This is a genomic window from Thermoplasmata archaeon, from assembly GCA_015063285.1.
Lineage (GTDB): Archaea > Thermoplasmatota > Thermoplasmata > Methanomassiliicoccales > Methanomethylophilaceae > Methanoprimaticola.
Genome location: SUST01000012.1, coordinates 26,985 through 49,869, shown reverse-complemented (window position 1 = coordinate 49,869; position 22,885 = coordinate 26,985). Strand labels below are relative to the sequence as shown.

Annotated in this window: 19 protein-coding genes and 1 tRNA gene; 6 read left to right on the top strand and 14 right to left on the bottom strand. The window is 53.1% G+C overall.

What is annotated here, in order from left to right; translation table 11 throughout:
- The first annotated feature begins 54 nt into the window (after nucleotides 1-54).
- Nucleotides 55-738 carry a hypothetical protein gene (locus tag E7Z62_07065; GenBank protein MBE6522862.1) on the top strand — a complete coding sequence of 228 codons (684 nt, stop codon included), beginning with the start codon at nucleotides 55-57 and terminating at the stop codon, nucleotides 736-738.
- 30 nt (nucleotides 739-768) lie between these two features.
- Here E7Z62_07065 and E7Z62_07060 read toward each other — a convergent pair whose 3' ends face one another.
- Together E7Z62_07060 and E7Z62_07055 are read right to left on the bottom strand one after the other, a co-directional pair.
- A complete protein-coding gene (locus tag E7Z62_07060; protein MBE6522861.1) occupies nucleotides 769-1,956 on the bottom strand; it encodes a DUF1015 domain-containing protein in 1,188 nt (395 codons plus the stop codon).
- 28 nt (nucleotides 1,957-1,984) lie between these two features.
- Nucleotides 1,985-2,680, bottom strand: coding sequence for a CYTH domain-containing protein (locus tag E7Z62_07055; GenBank protein MBE6522860.1), 696 nt, complete (start codon nucleotides 2,678-2,680; stop codon nucleotides 1,985-1,987).
- 30 nt (nucleotides 2,681-2,710) lie between these two features.
- Here E7Z62_07055 and E7Z62_07050 point away from each other — a divergent pair, with 30 nt between their 5' ends.
- Entirely contained in the window at nucleotides 2,711-3,370 is a 660-nt protein-coding gene (locus tag E7Z62_07050; protein MBE6522859.1) for an esterase, read from the top strand.
- A gap of 74 nt (nucleotides 3,371-3,444) precedes the next feature.
- Nucleotides 3,445-4,014 carry a chorismate mutase gene (locus E7Z62_07045; GenBank protein ID MBE6522858.1) on the top strand — a complete coding sequence of 190 codons (570 nt, stop codon included), beginning with the start codon at nucleotides 3,445-3,447 and terminating at the stop codon, nucleotides 4,012-4,014.
- Here E7Z62_07045 and aroC read toward each other — a convergent pair.
- The 8 genes from aroC to hypE form a co-directional block, all read right to left on the bottom strand.
- A complete protein-coding gene (aroC, locus tag E7Z62_07040; protein MBE6522857.1) occupies nucleotides 4,006-5,064 on the bottom strand; it encodes a chorismate synthase in 1,059 nt (352 codons plus the stop codon). The genes E7Z62_07045 and aroC overlap by 9 nt on opposite strands.
- Before the next feature lie 4 nt (nucleotides 5,065-5,068).
- The gene (gene aroA / locus E7Z62_07035; GenBank protein MBE6522856.1) at nucleotides 5,069-7,126 is read right to left on the bottom strand and encodes a 3-phosphoshikimate 1-carboxyvinyltransferase; all 2,058 of its coding nucleotides are present in this window, start codon (nucleotides 7,124-7,126) and stop codon (nucleotides 5,069-5,071) included.
- Nucleotides 7,123-8,403 (bottom strand): shikimate dehydrogenase, encoded by a 1,281-nt coding sequence (gene aroE / locus E7Z62_07030; protein MBE6522855.1) that lies wholly within the window; start codon nucleotides 8,401-8,403, stop codon nucleotides 7,123-7,125. Before aroE ends, aroA begins: the two co-directional genes overlap by 4 nt.
- Entirely contained in the window at nucleotides 8,404-9,423 is a 1,020-nt protein-coding gene (locus E7Z62_07025; GenBank protein MBE6522854.1) for a 3-dehydroquinate synthase, read from the bottom strand.
- A 3-nt stretch (nucleotides 9,424-9,426) separates the two neighbouring features.
- Complete coding sequence (locus tag E7Z62_07020) at nucleotides 9,427-10,218, bottom strand: fructose-bisphosphate aldolase (GenBank protein MBE6522853.1); 792 nt, start codon at nucleotides 10,216-10,218, stop codon at nucleotides 9,427-9,429.
- A 46-nt stretch (nucleotides 10,219-10,264) separates the two neighbouring features.
- Nucleotides 10,265-11,341 (bottom strand): prephenate dehydrogenase/arogenate dehydrogenase family protein, encoded by a 1,077-nt coding sequence (locus tag E7Z62_07015; protein MBE6522852.1) that lies wholly within the window; start codon nucleotides 11,339-11,341, stop codon nucleotides 10,265-10,267.
- Nucleotides 11,342-11,449: 108 nt separating this feature from the next.
- Nucleotides 11,450-12,781 carry a TrpB-like pyridoxal phosphate-dependent enzyme gene (locus E7Z62_07010; protein ID MBE6522851.1) on the bottom strand — a complete coding sequence of 444 codons (1,332 nt, stop codon included), beginning with the start codon at nucleotides 12,779-12,781 and terminating at the stop codon, nucleotides 11,450-11,452.
- 205 nt (nucleotides 12,782-12,986) lie between these two features.
- Nucleotides 12,987-14,018: a hydrogenase expression/formation protein HypE gene (hypE, locus tag E7Z62_07005; protein ID MBE6522850.1), complete on the bottom strand. Its 1,032-nt coding sequence runs from the start codon at nucleotides 14,016-14,018 to the stop codon at nucleotides 12,987-12,989.
- 83 nt (nucleotides 14,019-14,101) lie between these two features.
- Between hypE and E7Z62_07000 the strand changes: the two genes are divergently transcribed.
- Together E7Z62_07000 and E7Z62_06995 are read left to right on the top strand one after the other, a co-directional pair.
- Nucleotides 14,102-14,896 (top strand): hypothetical protein, encoded by a 795-nt coding sequence (locus E7Z62_07000; GenBank protein MBE6522849.1) that lies wholly within the window; start codon nucleotides 14,102-14,104, stop codon nucleotides 14,894-14,896.
- Nucleotides 14,897-14,941: 45 nt separating this feature from the next.
- Nucleotides 14,942-15,015 (top strand) — tRNA-Arg (locus E7Z62_06995).
- 17 nt (nucleotides 15,016-15,032) lie between these two features.
- On the opposite strand, the gene E7Z62_06990 is transcribed toward E7Z62_06995, so the two are convergent.
- The 4 genes from E7Z62_06990 to E7Z62_06975 form a co-directional block, all read right to left on the bottom strand.
- Complete coding sequence (locus E7Z62_06990; protein MBE6522848.1) at nucleotides 15,033-18,899, bottom strand: hypothetical protein; 3,867 nt, start codon at nucleotides 18,897-18,899, stop codon at nucleotides 15,033-15,035.
- A 192-nt stretch (nucleotides 18,900-19,091) separates the two neighbouring features.
- Nucleotides 19,092-19,616 (bottom strand): adenine phosphoribosyltransferase, encoded by a 525-nt coding sequence (locus E7Z62_06985; protein MBE6522847.1) that lies wholly within the window; start codon nucleotides 19,614-19,616, stop codon nucleotides 19,092-19,094.
- A 34-nt stretch (nucleotides 19,617-19,650) separates the two neighbouring features.
- Nucleotides 19,651-20,013, bottom strand: coding sequence for a hypothetical protein (locus E7Z62_06980; GenBank protein MBE6522846.1), 363 nt, complete (start codon nucleotides 20,011-20,013; stop codon nucleotides 19,651-19,653).
- A gap of 9 nt (nucleotides 20,014-20,022) precedes the next feature.
- Complete coding sequence (locus E7Z62_06975) at nucleotides 20,023-20,607, bottom strand: HPP family protein (GenBank protein MBE6522845.1); 585 nt, start codon at nucleotides 20,605-20,607, stop codon at nucleotides 20,023-20,025.
- A 6-nt stretch (nucleotides 20,608-20,613) separates the two neighbouring features.
- Between E7Z62_06975 and E7Z62_06970 the strand changes: the two genes are divergently transcribed.
- Entirely contained in the window at nucleotides 20,614-22,797 is a 2,184-nt protein-coding gene (locus E7Z62_06970; protein ID MBE6522844.1) for a glutamine synthetase type III, read from the top strand.
- Nucleotides 22,798-22,885 lie beyond the last annotated feature (88 nt).

Below are 22,885 nucleotides of genomic sequence, written 5' to 3'. Positions count from 1 at the left end.
ATGGATGCCTTACTGCCTGTCATAGGGATTCTGGTGGTGTATCCATGTGTGATTATGGGCGTCTATTTCTACCTCGAAGGAAAGGGTTACAGGTGGATCAACGGAATCGATTGGACCTCGATGTCCGAACAGGAGAGGGTCAATGCGTGCTCCTATGTCGGTTTCTATATGGCGATTGGGTGCGTGATCCTTGGAATCGCCATGGGTGCGATCCTGTCCAATTTCATCATAGCGATAATCCTGATCGTCGTCTCGATCATCATAATAATCGCAGGCTGTGTGATGCCGGAAAGGGCCATGGCAAAGAAGTTCGTGGAGAGAAGTCCCTCTTCCAAAGCGGCGATATTCATGGTCTTCACACTATTGGCCATCGTCCCGATGACCGCCTTGGGTGTCAGTCAGTTCTCTCAGGAAGTGGTCGATGTGGAGTTCCTGGACGACGAGGTCCACATACAGGCCCCGATGTTCAATTATCATTTCAAATACGAGTCGATAGAGGATTTGGACATCGATTTAGATTTCGACAAGGGTAAGCGCATAGCGGGATACGGTACCCCGACGATATGCAGCGGCACCTTCAAGAATGATGTGTTCGGCAGCTACAAACTCGCATCTTACACACAGGTGAAGCCTTGCATCTTCCTCCTCTATGAAGGAAAGTACTATGCATTCAACCAGGGATCGGACGAGCTGACGCAGCAGGCTTATGAGCAGCTTTTGTCACACGTAAAGGACTGAAAAGGAAAACAGGGGCATCGCCCCTTGGTTTCATCTCATCAGGTAGAATACGAATCCTGACCAGATCTTGGGGAAGAAGAACGTTGTCTTTTTGGGCATCCTCTTTCCGATCATGGAGAGGTCCCAAATGGTCTGGAGCTTGGGCTCGTTGAGGATGATGGCGGCATCGTGCTTGTTGGCATCCATCTGCTTCTTCACGGAGTCGTACTCGGCATCGTAGGAGATCGTTGCCTTGCCCTCGTCGGATTTGTAAACCCCCTTGAGGATCTTTTCCTGAGCGACGTAGGTGTCGAGCTTCCACATGGGGTCGTCACTGCTGTTGTAGTCGGCTAGAAGGCACTTTCCGGACCTGAACATGATTCCCATCATGTGGTCCTTAAGCTTGGATTCCATCTCATCTCTGCTGACTTCTTCGGTCTTCAGCGCTGCAGAGATTCCCTTGATCGCATTTTTCTCGGAGATGTTCTCGGTGTCGATGATCCTGTGCGTGGGCCAGATGACCAATCCCTCGTTGTTCGAAGCGACCAATGTCGCGAGGACGAAGGATTTCTTCTCGTTCCCGGGGTTCTCCAAGGAGTAGTTCAGAGCGGTCTCGTATCTGTGGTGTCCGTCAGCGATGAGCATCTTCTGATCCTTCAGCTGCTCTGAGATCTCACTGCAGATGTCCTTGTCGGAGAGCCTGTAGTACTTGTGCTCCACACCGGCATCGTCCTTGTACATGTAGATGAGCCTGGCGTTGTCATTGATCTTCTTGTTGAGTTCCGGTGTGAGCCCCTCGAAAATTCCGAAAATAGACTCAAGGTGGGCCTCCATGTCCCTGAGAAGGTTGAGACGGTCCGCCTTGACCTTGGAGAAAGTCTCCTCGTGGGGGATGATGTTGCCTTCCTCGTACTTCTCGGTCTTCAGAATACCGACGATCCCGGTGCGGACGCGCTGTGTGCCGTTGTCGTCAAAGGTCTGCTCGTAGATGTAGAAAGAATCCTCGTCCTGCTTCAGAACGCCGGACTCGATCCAAGAGTCCAGTTCCTTCCTGGCGGAATGGTATCTCTTGTCCGCATCCTGCTTGAGGGTGAGGTTGGTGACGTTATGGGGATGCGATTGAAGCTCCTTGAGATAATCGTCGCTGATGACATCGTATGGAGGCGAGATGCGGTCCACCTCGTGCTCTCCGTTGCTGAGATTCGGTCTGTATCCGGCGAATGGAAGGAATGTTACCATCTTTGCACCGGAGCACTTGATGTGTTGCTCATATTTGTGCATTCGCGGAGGATATCCACTCCATGCCCCTCTGATACTTGCTTTTGGTGACGGATTCGAAGCGAAGTTTATCGGTCACGAAACGTGAAAGGCCGAGGCTGTCGAAACCGTTCTCTGCGCTGTCCCCCATGAATTCAATCTCAATCTCCAGGAAGTCTTTGGAAAGGTCTCCCGAGACATACTTGCAGACGTCGAGGGACAGCATGATCTCGTTGCCTTCGTCGATGTAATAAAATGCGACACGCTCGGATTTGAGGGTCAGAACAGGCTGTTTCTGTATCTTGACTCCGGGGAATACCATTTTCCCGAAGGCCTCAAGCGATCTGAAACTCCCGTCGGAGCTATCCTCAATCTCTTCCCTGGACATGACACCCTTTTCGTTGGAGATAGGTCTCTTCGCCGTGAGTTTGAACTTCCCTTTAGAGGATGCCTTGTTCCTGAGACTGCAGCCTGAGCGATAAAGATCAAGTTCTTTGGAATCGTAGTATGTGTCCACCGACGATCTGGTCCTGACCTTGTACTTGACATCATGGCCCTCCAGGAAAGACTCGAGACTATCCATTATCGCCCGTTTGTCGGATATGCGGTCTGTGGTGAATTTGAACTCGTTCTCTACTGCTTTGGACATGTGTCTTGTCAAGCCATGTAAAGAGTCCATATCATAAATCTGTCGGGTAGTATTCATATTAAGTCGGCGTTCCTGTCCGTGAGTAACATGGATATCATCACCAGGGAGATCGATGGCCGCGAGGTGCGTATGACTGATAGTGCCAGCGATATCTGTGTGATCACATTCTTCGCAGATTTCGATGAAGGTTCCCTGAATGAATTGATGCAATCCATCCCTGAGGCGAAGGTCGCAGCTCTGAAGGTAGGCGATTGGAATCAGGAGCTGTCCCCATGGGAGGCAGCTCCCGCGTTCGGGGACGAGGGATTCGGCGACGGGGCCGAGGATACGCTGTCCTATATCGTCGGCAGTATGATGCCTGCGATAGGGTGCAGCAGGTATGTGATAGGCGGGTACTCCCTGGCAGGACTGTTCTCCCTCTGGGCCTGCTATCAGTCAGACAGATTCGAAGGATGCTGCGCGGCATCTCCGTCAGTATGGTTTGACGGATGGGATGATTTCATCGAAGGGAATTCCTTCAAGGCTTCCAAGGCATACCTGAGCATGGGAGAGAAGGAGTCCATGACCAGGAATCAAAGGATGTCCAAGGTGGCTGACCGTATCGCGGAACAGGAAGGACTACTCTCCAGACAGATAGGTCCCGGCAATACAGTGCTGGAATGGAATAAGGGCGGCCATTTCCAGGACGTGTCTGCTAGGAAGATCAGATCTTTCAGATGGATGTTGGAGAAGATGGACCTGTGCTAATCGTAAGGACCTACAACAAAATTGTTGGAAGCAATCCTTTAAAGTATGAATCGGGGATGTGAATCCCGGTAGACATGTCCAAGGTCATCAGGGTCGGTTATATGGGAATCCCATTCTCCAACAGTGAGGAGATGGCCATGATATTCTCCAAAAAGTTCGACCTCCATGATGTGGAGCTCGTTCCCCTGATGTCTGCTCAGAGGGTCATGGATGAATTGGTGGCCCGCAGGATCGAATACGGTGTACTCGCGGTGGAGAACAAGTTCGCGGGCATCGTCGAAGAATCCCGTGTCGCCAAGCTCGGAGTCCGTAACTTGAAGGAACTGGACCTGATGTGGTCCCCCATACACCATTGTGTCTTCAAGAGGAACAAGGATGACAAAGTGACTGCGCTGGTCTCACACATCCAAGCCCTTCTTCAGTCCCAGAACAATCTGAAGAGGCTCTACCCCGGTGCAGAGATGATCGAGTGCGAGGACACCGCATATGCGGCCGAGATGCTTTCCAAAGGTGAGCTTCCTGAAGGCTCTGCGGCCGTATGCAGGAGGGATGCCGGCGAGCATTACGGACTCTATCTCGATAACGAGAATGTAGAGGATAACAAGGAGAATATGACTAGGTTCTCCCTTGTGAGATTAGAATGAGTGCTTTTGGTCCAGCACTGTAATGGCGGCCATGGCCTCGACGACGGCGACCGCGCGGGGAACTATGCAGGGATCGTGCCTTCCTTTGATCTGTACGGTGTCGTCGGCCATCTTCTCCAGATTGACGGTCCTCTGTTCCTTGGCGATGGATGGTGTCGGTTTGAAAGCGACATCGAACGTCACCGGAAGACCGTCGCACATGCCTCCGCAGATCCCGCCCATGTTGTTGGTCATAGCGGATATCTTATCGTCTTTCATGCAGTATTGGTCGTTGCTTTCGGAACCCTTCATGTAGGCGAGGTCGAAACCCTTGCCGAACTGCACACCTTTCACCGCAGGTATGGAGAACATCGCTCTGGAGAGCGATACGTCCAGCGCATCGAACCATATGCCTCCGAAACCTGCTGGCAGCCCTACTATGGAACATCCTACGACACCTCCGACACTGTCGCCTTCCTTGGCGGCGTCCACTATAGCATCGTTCATCAGACGGTCGAACGTATCGTCGATGGCACGGGTCTTGTAGTTTCTGGAACCGCGGATGCTGTCGAAGTTGTGCTCCGCTTCATCTTTGACGCAATGGATCTGCTTGGAGTATGCGGCTATGCCTACGCCTTCCGATTCGAGGCACTGCTTGGCCATAGCTCCCACGGCAACGAGCGGAGCGGTCATCCTTCCCGAGAACTGGGCCCCTCCGGCGACATCGAAATCCTTGAACTTCATCAATGCGGGATAATCGGCATGTCCGGGTCTGGGCGTGATGTTGAATCCCGAATAGGAAGAGGAGTTCCTGTTGGTGTTCATTATCTTCAGCAGCACATAGCGGGACGATACCTTCCCGTTTGTGACTCCCTCCTCGAAAACCACTGCATCGGGTTCCTTCCTGGGGGTACCTATCCCTTCGGAAGGTTTCCTGAGCGCCAGTTCCTCCTGGATCCTGTCGAAGTCGATCTCCATACCTATCGGGAGACCTTCCACGATGCAGCCAATACAGTCGTTGTGACTCTTGCCGAACAGGCTTATCTTGAATCTGTTTCCGAGGGAGTACATGGGATCATCTCAGACCTATAGAACGCATCTGCTCCACGAAGCCTGGGTACGACACGTTCCAACATCCGTCGTTGGGCATGGTAACGGGTCCATCAGATATCAACGATGCGACCGCGGCCGCCATGAAGAGCCTGTGGTCCCCGTGATGCTCTATCTTTCCGCCCTTAAGGCGTTCCACGCCGTTGATAATGCACCCGTCATCCGTACCGGCGATATCCGCTCCGAGGGTCTTGAGCATCTTCTCCACCGAGGCGATCCTGTCGCTCTCCTTGAATCTGAGCTGGGGCGCTCCGTAGAGACGGCTCCTTCCCTCCGCCGTGCTCATCAGCACCGCAACTATAGGGAATAGGTCGGGTATATCGGAGAGATCTATATCGCAGGCCATCGGCCTCCCGTTGATGGAGCTCGTGATCACGCCGTTGCTCTCCGTTATGAAGCAACCAGCATCCTTGAGGATCTGCACGATCTTCTTGTCCCCTTGGGGATCGTTCATATCCAGGCCGTCCACGGATACGCTCCCCGACAGCCCTCCTGCGACCAGCGGGAACGCTGAGGACGAGAAGTCGGACGGTACCCTGTAGTCGCAGGGCCTGTAGCTCTGCGGCTCCACATGGTAGCCTTCGGGAGTCCTGACGATGCAGATTCCGAAGCTTTGCATCATGGAGATTGTGATGTCGACATACGGTTTCGATACAAGGTTCCCTTCGAGGATGATGTCCATAGGTCTGCCGACCAGCGGGGACATCATGAGCATCGAGGAAACGAATTGAGAGCTCATGCCTCCGTCGATCCTTATCGTATCGCCTTTGACTGGACCCTTGATTCTGATAGGTGCCTTTCCTTCGTTGGAGTCGCATGTCACCCCGCATCCCTCAAGAGCTTCCAGAAGCGGACCCATGGGCCTCTTCCTGATCGATTCGTCGCCGGTGATTGTGACTTCCTCGTCGAACAACGCGGCGATCCCTGTCATAAGCCTCATGGTGGTGCCTGAGTTCAGAACATCGATAGTCCTGTCCGGTGCGTGAAGTCCGTTGGACTCTATGGTGAGTTGGTCATCCTCGATAATTACCGAAGCACCCATGTTCCTGACCGCATCCGCAGTGGCCAGGGTGTCGAAGGACAGAAGCGGATTGGTTATGACGCATCTTCCTCCGGAAAGGGCTGCCATGATGATCGCCCTGTGCGTATAGCTCTTGGAAGGGGGAACGGTGACCTTTCCGAGCACCTTTCCTCCGTTGAATGTTATGTCGGATCTGACCGAAGTGATGATGGTCTTGCATCCCATGGCATCCGCGATGCGCTCCCCATCCCCTTCCTTAGCGACGATGGCGACCGCCGGCCCGGTTCCTGAGACCCCTGCAGCCAGTGCACCTGATTTCATCGCCTTTTCGGGCAGATCTTCAATCCCTATGATCGATCCGACCAGCGAACCGTTGGTGTTCAGGACACTCAGGTAATCGCCCCTGATTCCGGGGACCATGGATTCGTATTTCTCACGCAGTTCCATGTACTTCTCCACAGGGACCTTGCTCTTAGGTATGGAGTCATCGGGAACGCAGATCACGACATCGTATCTGGGGACATCTGTCTTGGAAAGTAGCTCGTTCTTGGAGTTGTCCGTGACAACCAGACCTCCAAGATGGCATCCGCAGGCATCGTCGAATGCACCGGTGATGGTGACCTTGCATTCCTTGGCGCATTCCACGCCTAGCCTGATAACCCTGAGAGGTTCCCATTCTTCGTCGAAATGGTCCAGCACCGCAGATATGGTTGCGTTGCAGACAGAACTGGAGCTCTTGAGCCCCATCGACGGCGGGATGTCCGTCCTGACAGTGAGTTCGTAATCGAAAGGTTCCTTTCCGAGAGCCTCAAGCGTCCTGGCGACACATGTCCTGACAAGGCCGTCATTCGTGTTAGGCCTGTCCACCAGTGTGATCCTGGTGGAATCGGCGGGTGCGAAATCCACTTCTGTCTTGAGTTCGATGCCTATCGTCGCCCCTATGCCGCAGGGTATGGCGTTCATGACCGATATGGCCCCGTATGATACTCCGTGACCAGTCATTCCAACGCACCTCTCATTATGTCGCAGTCGGGTTCCTTGCCGAACCACATCCTGAATGATGCCGCACCCTGGCCGACCAGCATCTCCTTTCCGTCCACCAGCCTGCAGCCAGTGGCCTTAGCTTTTGATGTGAGTCCCGTCTCTCTTCCGTAGACCATGTCGAACACCGTCTGTTCCTTTGTAAGGGTGGAGATGTCCGAGGGATAATCGCCTTCGACCAACCCTATGGGTGTGCAGTTGACGATGATGTCGAATCCCTTCACATCGCCGGTATGAGGTTCGCATCCGAATTCATCGCATACCGATGCGACTGTTTCCTTATTTCTTCCGGAGACCGACAGTCTGCATCCAAGCGAATCCAAGGCATAAGCTGCTGCCCTCGCTGCGCCTCCAGAACCCATGATCAGGACCTTTCTGTCCCTGAGGGGGACATCCAGGAGCGCATACTCGATCCCTATCACATCGGTGTTGTCTCCGATGAGTCTTCCGTTATCGTTGATTATGGTGTTGACGGCACCTACCTTCTCCGCAGGTCCCGAGATACTGTCCAGATGCTGCATCACCTCTTGTTTGTAGGGAATCGTGACATTGAGTCCTCTGATATCGTAGCCTCTGATGACCTCTTCGAGCCCCATAAGGTCAGGTGAGTCGAACACGAGGTATTTCCCGTTGATCCCCGCGCTCCTCATGGCAGCATCCTGCATGGCAGGTGATTTGGTATGCGACAGGGGGTGGCCTGTGATACCAACCAGCTGGCAGTCGTCTCCCAGTTCGTTCATCCTGTCGGCGCTTAGTTGGCCGGGTGCCGTCGAGACGCCCTCGAAGCCGAATGTGAACTCGTTTCCGAAGATCTTCTGTCTGATGCGTGTGACCTCTCCGATCTGACCCATCCCGAGAAGGACGTGCTTCCTGTCCAATCTCTTAGAAGCTTCCAGGATGGAGCAGAGGTCCTTGAACGATGATGCTTTGAACGCTCCCTTGGAGATCTCCTGATCCCCTTCTGACAGCATCGAGACTATCTCGTCGGCTGAAGGAGTACGGTCGAAATCATGTATCGACCTGATCTTCCTGTACTCGGTCCTGATGTCCCTGTCGCCCACATCGACCAGTCCTCTGAAGCCTTCGGGCACGGAGGAAATGTCGTTGCCGCACAGCGTCAGCAGGAAATCCCTGTCGTCCCCTTCAGGTATCCTGTCGAATACGTCGAGGCGGATCTCATGCATCTCCGCATCCCTTTTCAGCGGGACGGCGGAGCCGTAAGTGGTACAGATCTTCATTTACTTCTCCGAGATGGTCTCTTCGATGGCCATTCCGAAGTGTCTTCCTCCGGTGTCCAGTTTTGCCAAGAGTTTGTCGCCTACGACCACCTTGGTGACCGATTTGGCGCCCTCGGGTCCGACCATCTTTATGGTCTCGGCGTTCTGCAGCATGACCGTGTATTCCCTCTTGCCGTCGGTCGCGGTGACCATGAGCAGAGGTCTCTTCTCTATCTTGCATCTGCCTACCGAGGCGACCCTGGTGTTGCCCTCCCTGTCGCAGAGTAGTACGGGATCACCCGCGCTGATCTCTGAGAGGTATCTTGTACCTCCTCCGGGGACCTCCATGTATGAATGTACCGCGCCGGCATTGACTCTGAAGGGCCTGCTGGCGACGTATCCGTTCTCCTCGCTCTCAGATTGGATGAGGAAGAGGCAGTTGGAGTATGAGCCTATGAGCATCCCTTCTCCGGGGACCATCATGCTGCATGTGTCGATGCATACCCTGTCGCCCATCTCCACCGCTTTGATGGATGTGACCGTTACCTCGGAGAGCGTCTCCTTCCCCGTTGCGGATAGCTTGTCACCGAACTTGCGGACCATCAGAGGGTCCTTGATATCTATGACTATGCCGTCCACACCCTTCTCCATGGTGGTAAGGAAGAGCTTGGTGTCCTCTGGATCGGATGTGACCGTGTAGACTTCTGTTCCGGTCCCGCCGAACTTAGCGATCATGTTCTCCAAGGGGATGATCGTCCAATCAGAGGTGGTGACCATGACGGCCTTCTTCTTTCCCGCAAGGGACATGGCCTTGCTCTGGGAATCGGGGTCGTCGATGTCTATCATCTCGTATGCATCATCGAGGATCCTCCCGTTCTCGGTGTAGATGACCTCCATCTTTCCGAGCTGTGCAAGGTTCTCATCCTCCTTTCTGAGGATGAACATGGTCATACCGGATTCCAGTCCGTTCGTGACGAAATCCCTTCTTACGGAGGGGTCGTCGGATCTGTCTGCTCTCACGATTAGTTTCTTCATCATCATCACTCAAAGGAATTTGGCCGCTTCCTCGACGGAGAATCCGTCAAGGACTATGCTGGAGATGGCCTTGGTTATGCCCATGACGTTCTTGTTCTGGAAGACGTTCCTTCCGATGGACACTCCGTGGCCTCCCGCTTCTATCGAATCATGGACCATGTTCAGGATGTCCATGTCGGATTCCATCTTGGGTCCTCCTGCTATGACGATGGGTGCCAGTGCGCCTCTGCAGACCTCCTTGAAGGAGTCTATGTCACCTGTGTAGCTTACCTTGACGAGATCGGCACCGATCTCCGATGATGCCCTGGCGCAGTGTGCGATGGCATCAGGGTCGAACGAGTTTCTGATCTCGGGGCCGCGGGGGTATGCCATGATTATGAGGGGCATTCCCCAGTCGTTGCACTGTTCTGAGATCTTTCCGGCCTGCTCGAGCATGCTGGGCTCATCCTCGGAACCGAAGTTGATGTGTATGGAAACTGCGTCCGCACCGTATTTGATCGCCTCTTCGATTGTGGTGATCTGGACTTTGCTGTTCCTAGTGGGTCCGAGGTCCGTGGAAGCGGAAAGGTGCATGATCAGACCGACATCCCTTCCGGACTGACGGTAGGAGTATCTGATGAGTCCTTTGTGCATCAGGACAGCGGTGGCTCCGCCGTTCGATACGTCATCGACGGTCTTCCTCATGTCAATCAGTCCGTTCACTGGTCCGACGGATATCCCGTGGTCCATGGGTACTATGACCGCGTTCCCGGTCCTTCTGTCGGTAATCCTTTCCATACGAATGCTCTTTCCATACATCATGTCGATGCCTCACCCCTTTGTATCTTCTTTTATATTTTAATCTACGTCAGCTACTCTCAAAGTACTTTCTTCCTGCGTTCATCATATCAATGAATCCCGCAGGGTCATCATCCAATGATTTCTGCATCAGTTCGTTAACCGTTTTCCTGAACAGGGACCACATCTCGTCCCTGTGCAGATTCATGTGCTGGATCTCATAGTACAGCATCGGGTTCTCAGATGCTACGGACCTGTTGGTGTCCAGACCCTTGTTGAATGTGGTAGAGGATACCGTCAGCAGGTCCTCGAAGCTGTAACCGCTCCTTTCCAATACTGTGAACAAGGCTATGTTGACAGCATGCGTCAGTCCGAGGACGTAGGACATGTATCCGTCGTGCTCCTCGATATCCATGACCCTGATGTTGCCTCCCCTGTCGTCGAACAGTTCCTTGGCTTCGTCCACTGCCTTCTGGCATCCGCAGTCGCAGATAATCAGGTTCCTTCCGTACATCGAGGTGGCGGACGGTCCGAACATAGGGTGTATTGAGCACACCTTGTGCGTCTTGGACATCGCTTTTAGCCTTTTGACCAACGGGGTCTTGAGCGATGTGAGGTCGAATATCAGGCAGTCTTTGCCGCAGATGCTATCCAGATCCGTTATCGTTTCGTAGGCCTTGTGGATCGGTACGGACACGATGACGATGTCGCAGCCTTTGCAATCTCTGATTGTGAGTCCGTTGTCGGCAGCGGGATCGATGATCTTCACGTTGTGCCCCGATTCCCTCAGGAGGTTGGCGGTCCATGAACCCATCTTTCCGGCACCTCCGATGATTGCGACCTCTTTGGGCACCATTTTGATGGGGATGCTGGCCTCTGCATCGACGGCTTCCTTGATCAGAGCTTTGGAAACGGATTCCATGACCTCGCTGCTGAGCCCTTTCTCGGCGCCTCCGTCGATGTATCTTTGGATGACCTTTTTCTCGACTTCGATGTTCCTGATCGGCAGGCTCTCTGCTCTTTTGATCTCTCCGATCTGAATGGCCAGCTGTGTCCGTTCTGAGATCAGCTTGATTATCTCTGCATCCCTTTTGCGGATCTCGTCTCTGAGTTCGTCAAGTTCCATAGGCTCACGTCTGTGAATCATCCGCAGGATACTATAACCTTAATGATTAACCGGCCTGCGTGCTACGTGCTAGCACGGCACACTATAATAATATTGTGACAGAAACTCCCCCGAAGGGGAGAATTGGTTTCACTGGTGGATGTCCGAGGAGGGAAGGGTTCCGTCCATGTACTGTTCGTATCCGTACAGGTCCAGCAGACCGTGTCCGGAGAGACAGAACACGATGGTCTTCTCCTCGTTCTTCGCCTTTGCATCGAGTGCGAGGTCGATCGCTCCTTTCAGTGCGTGGCAGGATTCCGGTGCAGGGATGATTCCCTCAGTCCTGGCGAACAGCAGTCCGGCCTCGAAAGTCGCGGTCTGGTCGTAGGATCTCGCAGTGATCTTTCCAGAGTCGTATGCTGCGGATACGAGAGGGGACATTCCGTGGTATCTGAGTCCTCCGGCGTGGATCGCGTTGGGGATGAACTCGCTTCCCAGGGTGTACATCATCAGCAGAGGTGTGAATCCTCCGGTGTCTCCGAAGTCGTACTTGAACTGTCCCTCGGTGAGACTGGGTGCCGCTTTGGGCTCCACTGCGACGAACTGGGTGTCCTTGAATCCCTCTCCTCTGATCTTCTTTCCGAGCATGGGGAAGACCATTCCTCCGAAGTTGGATCCTCCGCCGGTACATGCTACGACGTAGTCGGGGGTGATCTCTCCGATCTCCATCTGCTGCATGGTCTCCTGACCGATGACGGTCTGGTGGAGCATGACGTGGTTCAGCACGCTTCCGAGAGAGTAGTTGGTTCCAGGATCCTTCGCGGCAAGTTCGCATGCCTCGGAGATGGCGATTCCAAGGGATCCAGATGTTTCTGGGTGCTCCTTGAGGACCTTCCTTCCGAATTCGGTGTACTCGCTGGGGGAGGCGTAGATCTTTGCACCGTAGGTGTTGATGATGGTCTTCCTCAGGGGTTTTGCCATGTAGCTTCCCTTGACCATGAAGACTGTGGTATCCAAGTCGTAGAGGTTGGAGACCATTGCGAGAGCGGTTCCCCACTGTCCTGCACCTGTCTCGGTGGTCAGGGTGTGGATACCTGCCTCGGCGTTGTAGTAGGCCTGTGCCAGTGCGGTGTTTCCCTTGTGGCTTCCGAGGGGGCTCATGTCCTCCCTCTTGAAGTAGATCTTCGCAGGGGTTTTCAGTGCCTTTTCGAGCCTGTATGCCCTCTGAAGGGGTGCGGGCCTGTTCAGGTAGATCAGGTTGTCGCGGACCTCTTCGGGGATGTCTATGTATCTCTCGGTCGAACCTTCCTGCCTGATGATCTCCTTACAGAAGATCGGCTCGAAATCTGAGGGTTTGGCGGGTTCGCCGGTTCCCGGATTTAGAGGAGGTTTGAGGTCGGTTAGATCGGATGCCAGATTGTACCATCTTTTGGGGATGTCCTCTGGCGACAGATTGATTCTTGCATCTTTCGGTATTGCCATGATTCAGAGCAAAAATGGTAGATATATAAACATATTGTTCATTAATGTATACTAATATACATTGAAGTTTATTTGAGTACTATAAGGTGCTTAAATGCCTTATAATAATGTAATAAAATATTCATTAATTAACTATAATATACATTAAAAGTTGAGAGAAGGATGTGCTAGATTCTTCATAGAATCCAGCTGGCGATTATTCAGATCAACAGATCCTTGGAACGGGGTCCCCGGCAGGGGCCTCGAGAATCCTCTTTCCGCCGATCTCGGTTTTCAGGACGACTCTTTCCGGTCCGTCGGTTGCGTATCCGATGATCGCAGCGTTCTTTCCCTCGGGAGTCCTCCTGAGAGTCTTCAGAACCTCTTCGGCCATCTCAGGTACGACACCTATGACAGCTTTGCCTTCGTTACCGATGCTCAGCGGATCGATTCCCAAAAGGTCGCATCCGTTGACGACGGCATCCCTGAGCGGGATGTCTGCATAATTGATCTCCATTCCTATGTGGGATTTGCTACACCATTCGTTGAGTGTGTTGGCAAGTCCTCCTCTCGTGGGATCCTTCATAGCAACGATTCCTCCGGTCTTCAGACCTTCGGCAATCATCTTGTTCAGAGGAGCGACATCGCTCTGGAGGTCGGCATCGAATCCGTATCCCTCACGGAAGGAAAGCAACGCGACACCATGGTCTCCCAGATATCCCGAGACTATGATGGCATCTCCAGGTCTGACGCTGGAATCTGTGCACCATCTGTTCTCGACCTTCCTGTATTCCGCAGCCTTGGCCAGGTTGGAATCCAGGTAGGGGGACCTCTTTCCCACGGCCGATGTGGACATGACCATCTGATCCACTGCACCGGCTTCCACGACCTTCGTGTCGCCTGTGACGATGGGCACTCCGCAGTCTGCGGCAGTCTGTCCCATGCTTGCCATGACTTTGTCCACCACATCGATGTCCAGTCCCTCCTCGATGATGACCGAGCAGGCAAGTGCGATAGGTGTCGCACCCATGACCGAGATGTCGTTGACGGTACCGGATACGGAGATCTTTCCGATGTCTCCTCCGGGGAAGAACAATGGTTTTACGGTGTGTCCGTCGATGGTGAACACCACGTCGTCCACGACTGCAGAGTCGTCCATGGAGTCCAGGGGTACTTCCGCTTTCATTTTGGGGAAGTGGCTTGTGATGTGCTTGCCGAGGAACTCCTGCATGAGTTCTCCACCGGCGCCGTGATTCATGATCACCTTCGACATGGTTCGCACAATGGGAAAGGTTGGATAAAGGCATTGCCCAACGAAGAAGACAAGCTTGCTGAAATTGGATGCTACAGCCAATGCTTATATCGGCGTATCTTCGTTCTTCCTCCATGAGCAGGCTGTCCGATATCCTGAGACTGGAGAATCATGCTGTAGCGATATACCGTGAGAAGACCATACCTGAGGATGCGTTCGTACCGCAGAATGGCCATTGCACGATTCCTTCTCTTTTCATACGCTGCGTGCGTCTGGGCGACAAGTGTGCGGCAGATTCTGAGCATTCTCCCTGTCATGGATCGAAGAGCGGTTTCGGTTTCGGAGGGATAAGTGACCGTCAGAGATCCGCCTGGTCCGCTTCCGTCATACCAGTGGAGGTCAGAGACCAGATAGCTCATAAGAGCTCGGGGATGTCGTATTTCAAAACACCGGAGATCGCCATGCTCCAGCAGAGTGCTATCAAGGATTACGGTGATGGGAAGGATGCCATCGTCTTCCAGGAATTGGATTCAGCAGTGAAGGATGGGAAGCCGATAGAGGTTGTAGCCTTCCTGGTGGACCCTACGCGTCTGAGTGTGTTGCAGCAGCTGGTCTCATTCTCGAAGACAACTCCGGGTCCAGCCGCGATAATGCCGTACGGTTTCGCCTGCCAGCAGGTATATGCATTGCCCAGGGCAGAAGGGGAGTCGGACGACCCCCATGCGGTAATCGGTATGACTGACATGTACGCCAGACGTTATGTGGATCGCGACAAGTTCTCTTTTGCAGTGCCTTATAAGCTGTATCTTCGCATGATCGATGACATCGACGATTCGTTCTTGGTTAAGGAGAAGTACCTGGCCAATTTCGACCAGGCACTCTGATTTACAGGTGAAAACCTTTAATCGGCGATGGCGCTACATTGGAACGGCCCTATGGGGTAGCTTGGATATCCTGCCGGACCTCGACTCCGCTGACCTGGGTTCGAATCCCAGTAGGGCCACTCGCCGTTTTATTCCATCATGCTGGATACGCAGCCTTTACAGCATCCAATCTCTCAGGGTCGAACGGGTTGGTGATGGGTACACCGCTCACAGTGAATGTAGGCGTGACGAGGTCATCTCCATTCTTGAGAGGTGCCCCTTCTCTTGCAGAATCTACCACACCATATCCGATGCTTTGTGCCGTATAGGAATAACCGCTGCTGGTCTTCGGTACAGTGCCTTCAGTGACATGGACCTTCACGGTGCTGTCGATGCTTCCTTTCAGAATACCTGAGTGGAATCCAGTACCGATGTCTGCGGCGTACTTTCCTCCCTCTGCGGTTATGTTGGAATATGAGCTGATAACGATGGTTAGGTCGGTAGATCCCTGTTCTCCACAGCACCTGTCATATCCGCTTCCAATACCTGCTCCATAGTATCCTCCAGTTACAGTAACGTCGGAGTTCTCGATTAGGATACTGATGTAGATGACTGGTTTGGTGGTTGCGTTATGTGCTGGGTGACTTCCTCCGATACCAGCAGAACCGTTACCTCCAACAATGTTCTGAAGGTTTGAGTTGATAATGGTTATGTCTGAGCTGTCCCAGAATCTTCCTCCGATACCAGCTGATTTACTGCCTCCGAGAGCTTTTTCGATGATGGAGTTTTCTATCAATATAGTCCTTCCTGCTATAGCTGGAGCTCCTTCCGCTTCGCTCATTCCATTGCCGTCGGTGAGGAAGTTGATTTCATCGAATCCTCCGCGGGCCTCTTTGATTGTCGAAGATGTGATTGTTACCGACCCGTTGCTTCCTCCGATTCCGGCTGCACATCCACCGTAACCGTATGCATATAGGGCTGAGAGATTTGTGACCCTTATGGTGCCTGTTGTAGCACTTTTTCCTGCAAATCCGATTCCACTCCCTCCGGTCGATGCGTAATCAGAGGTGCCCTTTTTGTTATATCCTTCATGTGAATCGTATTCCTGACCATTGTTACCTATGACGGTCAGTGTTCCGCTTCCAGTTATGGTGACTTCGCCACTTTCATGAACTCTGATGGCATCAGCATCCTTTCCGCCTTTGAGATTCACGTCATTTTTGATGACTACCGTAAGCCAAGCATCGCTCTTGATTTCGATTGCGGGCGTGTTCTCCGATGCGTTAATGGTCACACCGTCCAGTATAATCTGGTGTATGTCCTCCAATACAGTGGCAACATTGTCTTTGTAAATCGTCACTTTGTCTCCTTCAGCGACAATCTTATCGTATGTTCCTGTCAGATAGTTCGGCGGTGTGGTGATCGGGTCCTCTCCGCTCCCCTCCCCTCCTTGCTCCGAGGGAGTGGTGATGTAAATGATGCTGGTGTATAGATTGGAGTTGTTAACCATCAGAGTGGTGTCGGAGGCCCTTCCGACCAGGATGCCGGCATTTCCTCCGTTCAAATCGGCTATTATTGTCGTCCTGCTCAGGTTACAGTCCGAGACTTTGACAGTGACCGTGTTCTCCTGGATGTTTCCGGCTATTCCGCCCACATTCCTGTATCCGTTGATGGTCAGGTGCGAGACGGTACAGTCATCGACATCGGAGTTGCACATTCCGGAGATTCCTCCCACATCGTTGCCCATGTCGCTCAGGGCGTATGGGGTGGAGATTGTTATCCTGCTGCACAGGACGTTCGCGTAGGATACTTCTGAATTGGAAATCTTCTTGGTCTGGTATCCGGCTATCGCTCCGACATACCTGTTTCCGTCCAGGTCGACATGGGTCACCTTCAGTCCTTCAGCGGTGGAGTCGAGGAATCCTGCTATCGTACCGACATGCCGCGAGCCTGAAATGGATATTTTGTCCACTGCCAAGTTCTCGACGTGACCTCCGCTCATATGTCCGAACAGACCGACATAGTCGCTGCCGGAATGGATCACCAGATTCTCAATCACATGGTTGTTCCCTTTGACAGTGCCCTTGAACGGGCAGGTCGTAGGTGAGGAAACTGATCCGATAGGGGTCCACTCGTAGCTTCTGAGGTCAATGTCATGTCCGATCTCGAATGTCTTGCCGTCGAACCCTCCGTTGGCGAAGTTGTTCTGAGCGACCCAGGCCAATTCGGATGCGAGATGGATTATGTATTTGCCGTCTACAGTCCTGGGCTCCTTGGTCTCTGCTCCGTCCCAAAGGTATTCCCTGATCTCGGAGATCAGAACAATCTCCGTGGAGTCGGCAACACTGCCTCCTCCAGATACTTTGCAGAATATCTTGTAGATCCCGGGCTCGGTAGCGGTCGGGATATCGGTCGAATAGTTTTCAGTGGATAATCTGTAATACGCGATTCCTTCTGCGACGGTTCCGGGAGTGATAAGCTCCTTTGCCCATCCGTCGAAATCGTACGATTGCGCTGCAGGTTCCGTTGCCCACGATGCTGATGTAGCCATGATGCTGAAGATACCGGAATCGAACTCAACGACATAGTTGCCCTGATTCCTCTCTCCTGTGGCGTGTATCTTGTAAGCTCCCAGATCCTCTCCCGCATCACGGGTGAGTGAGTAGCTGACATTCGCATCCCCATCGACTGTTGCCGTGAATACGGGATCGCTGGTTCCGAACTGCTTGGAAGCGTCGTTGGGAGTGACCTTGACAATCTTGTAGATCGACAGGGTTCCCGTGAGGATCATAAGCCGATAGTTGCCCTGGACCTCGTTGGCGGTGATGCTGATTGTGTATTTTCCCAATTCTTCGCCCTGTTCTCTTGACAGTGTGTATTTCACCTTGTCGGAACCGAGGGTGCCGCTTACAGTGGCAGTGAAAGTGGGGTCCGAGTTTCCGAACTGTTTGGAAACATCGTTGGCTTTGACGGTTACCGTCTTGGGTTCGATGTATGCAGTAATCGATTTCTCGGTAAGGGTCTTCGAATTCTTCGTCACTTTGTACCATACGGTGTATTTGCCCGCATCGGTTCCTGTGGGTATGGTCGAAGAGTAGTTCTTACCGTCCAGACTGTATGTGATCGTCTCATCTGTGAAAGTGGATTTCACCAAAGCCTGGGGAGATCCGTTGTAGATGAGGCCCTGAACAGCCTCAGTGGTCGAATTGTCCGTCGGACTGACCGGCGTCACAGGATCGGTCTCGGGCGATCCTTCGATAGTGAAAATACCTGTACCGAACTCGACCAAGTAGTTGCCTTGAGCGCGTTCTCCGACTGCATGTATCTTGTATGTGCCGGGGCGTTCTCCGCTTTCGCGCACCAGAGTGAATTCGATTCCCTCTCCACCCTCGACCGTGGCAGTGAGTACGGGGTCTGCAGACCCGTAGGCCTTAGAGGCATCGTTGGGCGTGACCACGACGACTTCGTTAAAAATGACGAGATATCCGTTCTCGAAGGTCAGCTTGTAGTTTCCCTGTACTTCTTCTCCGGAGGCGCTGATGACGTATCCTCCGCAATCCTCTCCAGGCTCCCTGGAGATGGTGTATGTAACTTTATCAGAACCGAGTGTACCGCTGACCTCTGCTGTGAATACAGGGTCCGCTTCTCCGTGGTATTTCTGGCAGTCGTCCACTTTGACGATGACAGGTGCCGGCCGGATTGTGACTGCAATCTTACTTTCGCCGATTATTTCCCCGTCCCTGTCCACTTTGCACCAGACGGTGTACTTCCCTGCGTCGGTCTTGGAAGGAATCTCTGTCGTGAATTCTGTTCCGTCCAGACTGTAATAAATAGTGCCCTCGTCCACTACGACCTTCACCAACTGTTGTGAAGTTCCGTTATAGACTAAATCCTCGGTTGGTTCTATGCTCCAACCTGTCTCGGCACTGCCATCATCGAAAAGCCCCGCGTATGCCGCGAATCCAGCAATTATCGCTAGTACGGCGGCAATCACGGCAATGATCAGTACTTTGCTCTGATTCACCAAAATGCCTCTTTCTTTCTGATGCTCTACAGATAGTCCCGATCTCAATATAAATTTTAACGGGAATTTATCGAAAAATGTACAAATTGGAGGAGTCTCATGCACTTTTCGTGTAAACTGAATATTGACCGTAGCAACGAAAAATGGTCATATTTTCCTATACTGATGGAAGGGAAGAAGTTTGAGGCGGGATCAGTTCCCGGGGTATGTGATGAGTGCGAACGGATGATACTTCTCGAATTTCTTCATTCCTTCGAGTCCGGCAAGCTCCATGACGAATCCCATTCTGACGATTTCTCCTCCGAGCCTCTCGACCATCTTGACGACTGCTTCGGTGGTTCCTCCGGTGGCGATGAGATCATCGATGACGACAACCTTCTGCCCGGGTTTGATGGAATCTGTGTGCATCTCGACTGTAGCCGTTCCGTACTCGAGCTCGTAATCCTCGGAAATGACCTCTCTAGGGAGTTTTCCTTTCTTCCTGACAAGGATGAATCCCTTTCCCATAGCGTATGCAACGGGAGCACCGAATAGGAATCCGCGAGATTCCGTTCCGACGACAAGGTCGAAATCGATGCCTTTGAGTCCTTTTATGAGGCCGTCGATGGCGAGCTTCAATCCTTCTCCGTTCTGGACTACAGATGTGACGTCCCTGAACATGATCCCTTTCTTGGGGAAGTCGGGGATCGTGGTGACGTAGTCTTCTAACTGCTTCATGCGCCGCGGAACGATTCCTGTGTAAATAAAACTCTCACAGATACTTGCGGTAGCGGAATATCATGACCACAGACGCCAGCATGACCACTGCCAATATGCAGGCGATCGTCAGTATGACATTGTCCGTGAGTCTGAAGATGATTCCGCAGGCACCGATCCCGGCAAGGAGCACCCCTCCCATGACCGCAGCACCGTATTCCGACGGTCCTCCGGAAGTATCGTTCCTGTCTTTGATGTAGAATGAGACTGCGAGATATCCGCCGGAGATTATCAGGATGGTGAAGACGGCGTTGACGATCTCAGTGAAGTATCCTACGAGTATTCCGGCTATTATCGCAACCGCGAAAGCAAAAGCGGCAGCCGTGTTCCATTTCTTGACATCCGAATCCTCTGACACGTCCTTACCTCATCTCGCGGGCTCCGTCCTCTCCTCATAACGCTCGCAGGCCTTGTTGGTGACATAGGCAACGCAGACAAGGAAGATAACGCTGACGGTGACCGGGGCGATTATGAACGTCCAGGGCTGGGGAGTGAGGACCGCCGAGAGCGCAGTCGCCCCTCCCGGAGGGTGGACGCAGTCAAAGACGACCATCACTATGAGCGAGAGCATGACGGCTATGGCGCATGCATACCATTCGGATCCCAGAAGATATTGTGTCACCCACCCGCAGATAGCTGAGAGGAACTGCCCCAGGATGGCGGATCTCGGTTTGGCCGGAGGCGCCTTGGGAAGACCGAACAGGGTGACGGCCGTAGAACCCAGGGACGCTATCAGGAGGGGCAGGTCGAAGAAGGCCCACAATACTCCCAGGAATCCGATCCCGACGAACGAACCGATTATTCTGATGATCTGGGGTCTATCGAAGCGCTGCTTCACCCCCTCGAGGAAGTCCATGCGGGCCGATAGAATTCCCTGTATTTCTACTATAAGGATGTTCGATATCGCTCCCGGGTCTTGCAGATAAGATATATTAGTTAAGACGCAATCCATCGACACATGCCTAGCAGCAGGTTCAGAGCAGTGGACGAAGCCTTCAGAAAAATGCCTTTGGATGTCGACGCGCCATCTTCTCTGACCTCTGAGTACTACGGGTGCAACGTATTCAACAGGAAGGCCATGAGGGAATATCTCTCCGAGGACACGAGGCGCAAGATCTACGAGTCCAGCGAGCAAGGTGTCACTCTGGACAGGGAAACAGCCGAGGATGTTGCTGCTGGTATGAAGAAATGGGCCATGGATAAGGGCGCCACACACTACACGCATTGGTTCCAACCGTTGACAGGGGGAACCGCGGAGAAGCATGTCTCCTTCATAGAACCCTTCGGAAAGGGCGAGGCCATCGAGGAGTTCACAGGAAAACTGCTCTGCCAGCAGGAATCGGATGCATCCTCGTTCCCCAACGGAGGCCTCAGGAACACGTTCGAGGCCAGAGGGTACACCGCCTGGGATCCCTCATCGCCCGCATTCATCATCAAGGACACACTGTGCATCCCTACGATTTTCATCTCATACAACGGGGAGGCCCTCGATTACAAGGCGCCGCTGCTCAGGTCGGAGATCGCGATCGGCAAGGCCGCGGAGGAGCTCCTCAAATACTTCGGCATCAAGGACGACAGGGTCGTATCCTATCTCGGATGGGAACAGGAGTACTTCCTGGTGGATTCGTCGCTCTTCTCACTACGTCCGGATCTGATCATGGTGGACAGGACGCTCATCGGGCACAACGCCGCAAGGAACCAACAGCTGGAGGATCATTATCTGGGATCCATCCCGGAGAGGGTCCTTGCATTCATGAGGGATCTCGAGTTCGAATGCTACAAACTAGGTATCCCGATCAAGGCCAGGCATAACGAGGTGGCCCCAAACCAGTTCGAGATCGCCCCCGTGTACGAGGCGGCCAACCTGGCGAACGACCACAACCTCCTCCTCATGGCCATGATGAAGAAGGTCTCGGAGAGGCACGGATTCAAGGTGCTGTTCCACGAGAAGCCCTTCGCAGGCGTCAACGGTTCTGGAAAGCACTGCAACTGGTCGATAGGCACTGTCTCCGGTATCGGATTGTTCACACCCGGAAAGACCGACAACGAGAACCTCATGTTCCTCATGTTCGTAGCAAATGTGCTCAAGGCCGTGTATGACAACAACGCTCTGCTCAAAGCATCGGTCCTTACGGCGACTAACGCCCACAGGCTCGGGGCGAACGAAGCGCCCCCGGCGATCATATCGGCATTCCTGGGAACGCAGCTCATGCAGGCATTCGACGACCTTCTGGAGTCCAAGGACATGGTCAAGCTCAAGGGCAAGAAGTCCTACAGCCTCAACATCCCCCAGATCCCGGAGCTGATGCTTGACAACACCGACAGGAATAGGACGTCGCCCTTCGCATTCACCGGAAACAGGTTCGAATTCAGGGCGGTGGGGTCATCCGCCAACTGCTCCAACGCCGTATCTACACTGAACACGATCGTGGCCGATCAGTTGAGGGCATTCAAGGCCGCCGTCGACGAGAGGGTCGCCGAAGGGATCCCTGTCATGCAGGCCATATTGGACGAGACCCGTGAGACATACAGGGCAGCCAAGAACATATGCTTCGACGGCAACGGCTATTCCGACGAATGGAAGAAGGAGGCGAAGAAGCGCGGTCTGGACTGCGAGACCTCCCCGCCTAAATCTTATTCCGTCCTCACGGATAAGAAGACCGTCGGTCTGTACAAGAGGACAGGCGTCATGACGGAGGCTGAGCTGGAGGCCAGGAAGGAGACCTTCTGCGACATCTACAGCAAGAAGGTGGAGATAGAGGCCAGGATACTGGCGGACCTTACCGAGAACCACATCCTCCCCATCGCGATCCAGTACGAGTCGAGGCTGCTCGATAACGTCTCAAAGATGAAGGAGGTCTTCTCCGCCCAGGAATACAAGGCGCTCTCCTCAGGAGAGGTCTCTCTGATAAAGCATATAGCGGAGCATCTCTCCGAAGTGCGCAAATTGGCCATCGACATGGAGGCGGAGTGCAACAAGGCCAATGGCCTCAAGACCGATTTCGCAAAGGCCAATGCGTATCATGATAAGATAATCCCGTACATAGAGAAGATAAGGGTGCTCATCGACGATCTAGAGATGATAGTCGATGATGAGATGTGGCCTCTTCCCAAGTACCGCGAGCTCCTGTTCATACGCTGACACGAACTGTCTGGATACTTCTTCCGATCAATCGGAGCGACCGAGGATACGGTAGGTTAGATTTATATAGAAGAACAAACTTTATCCG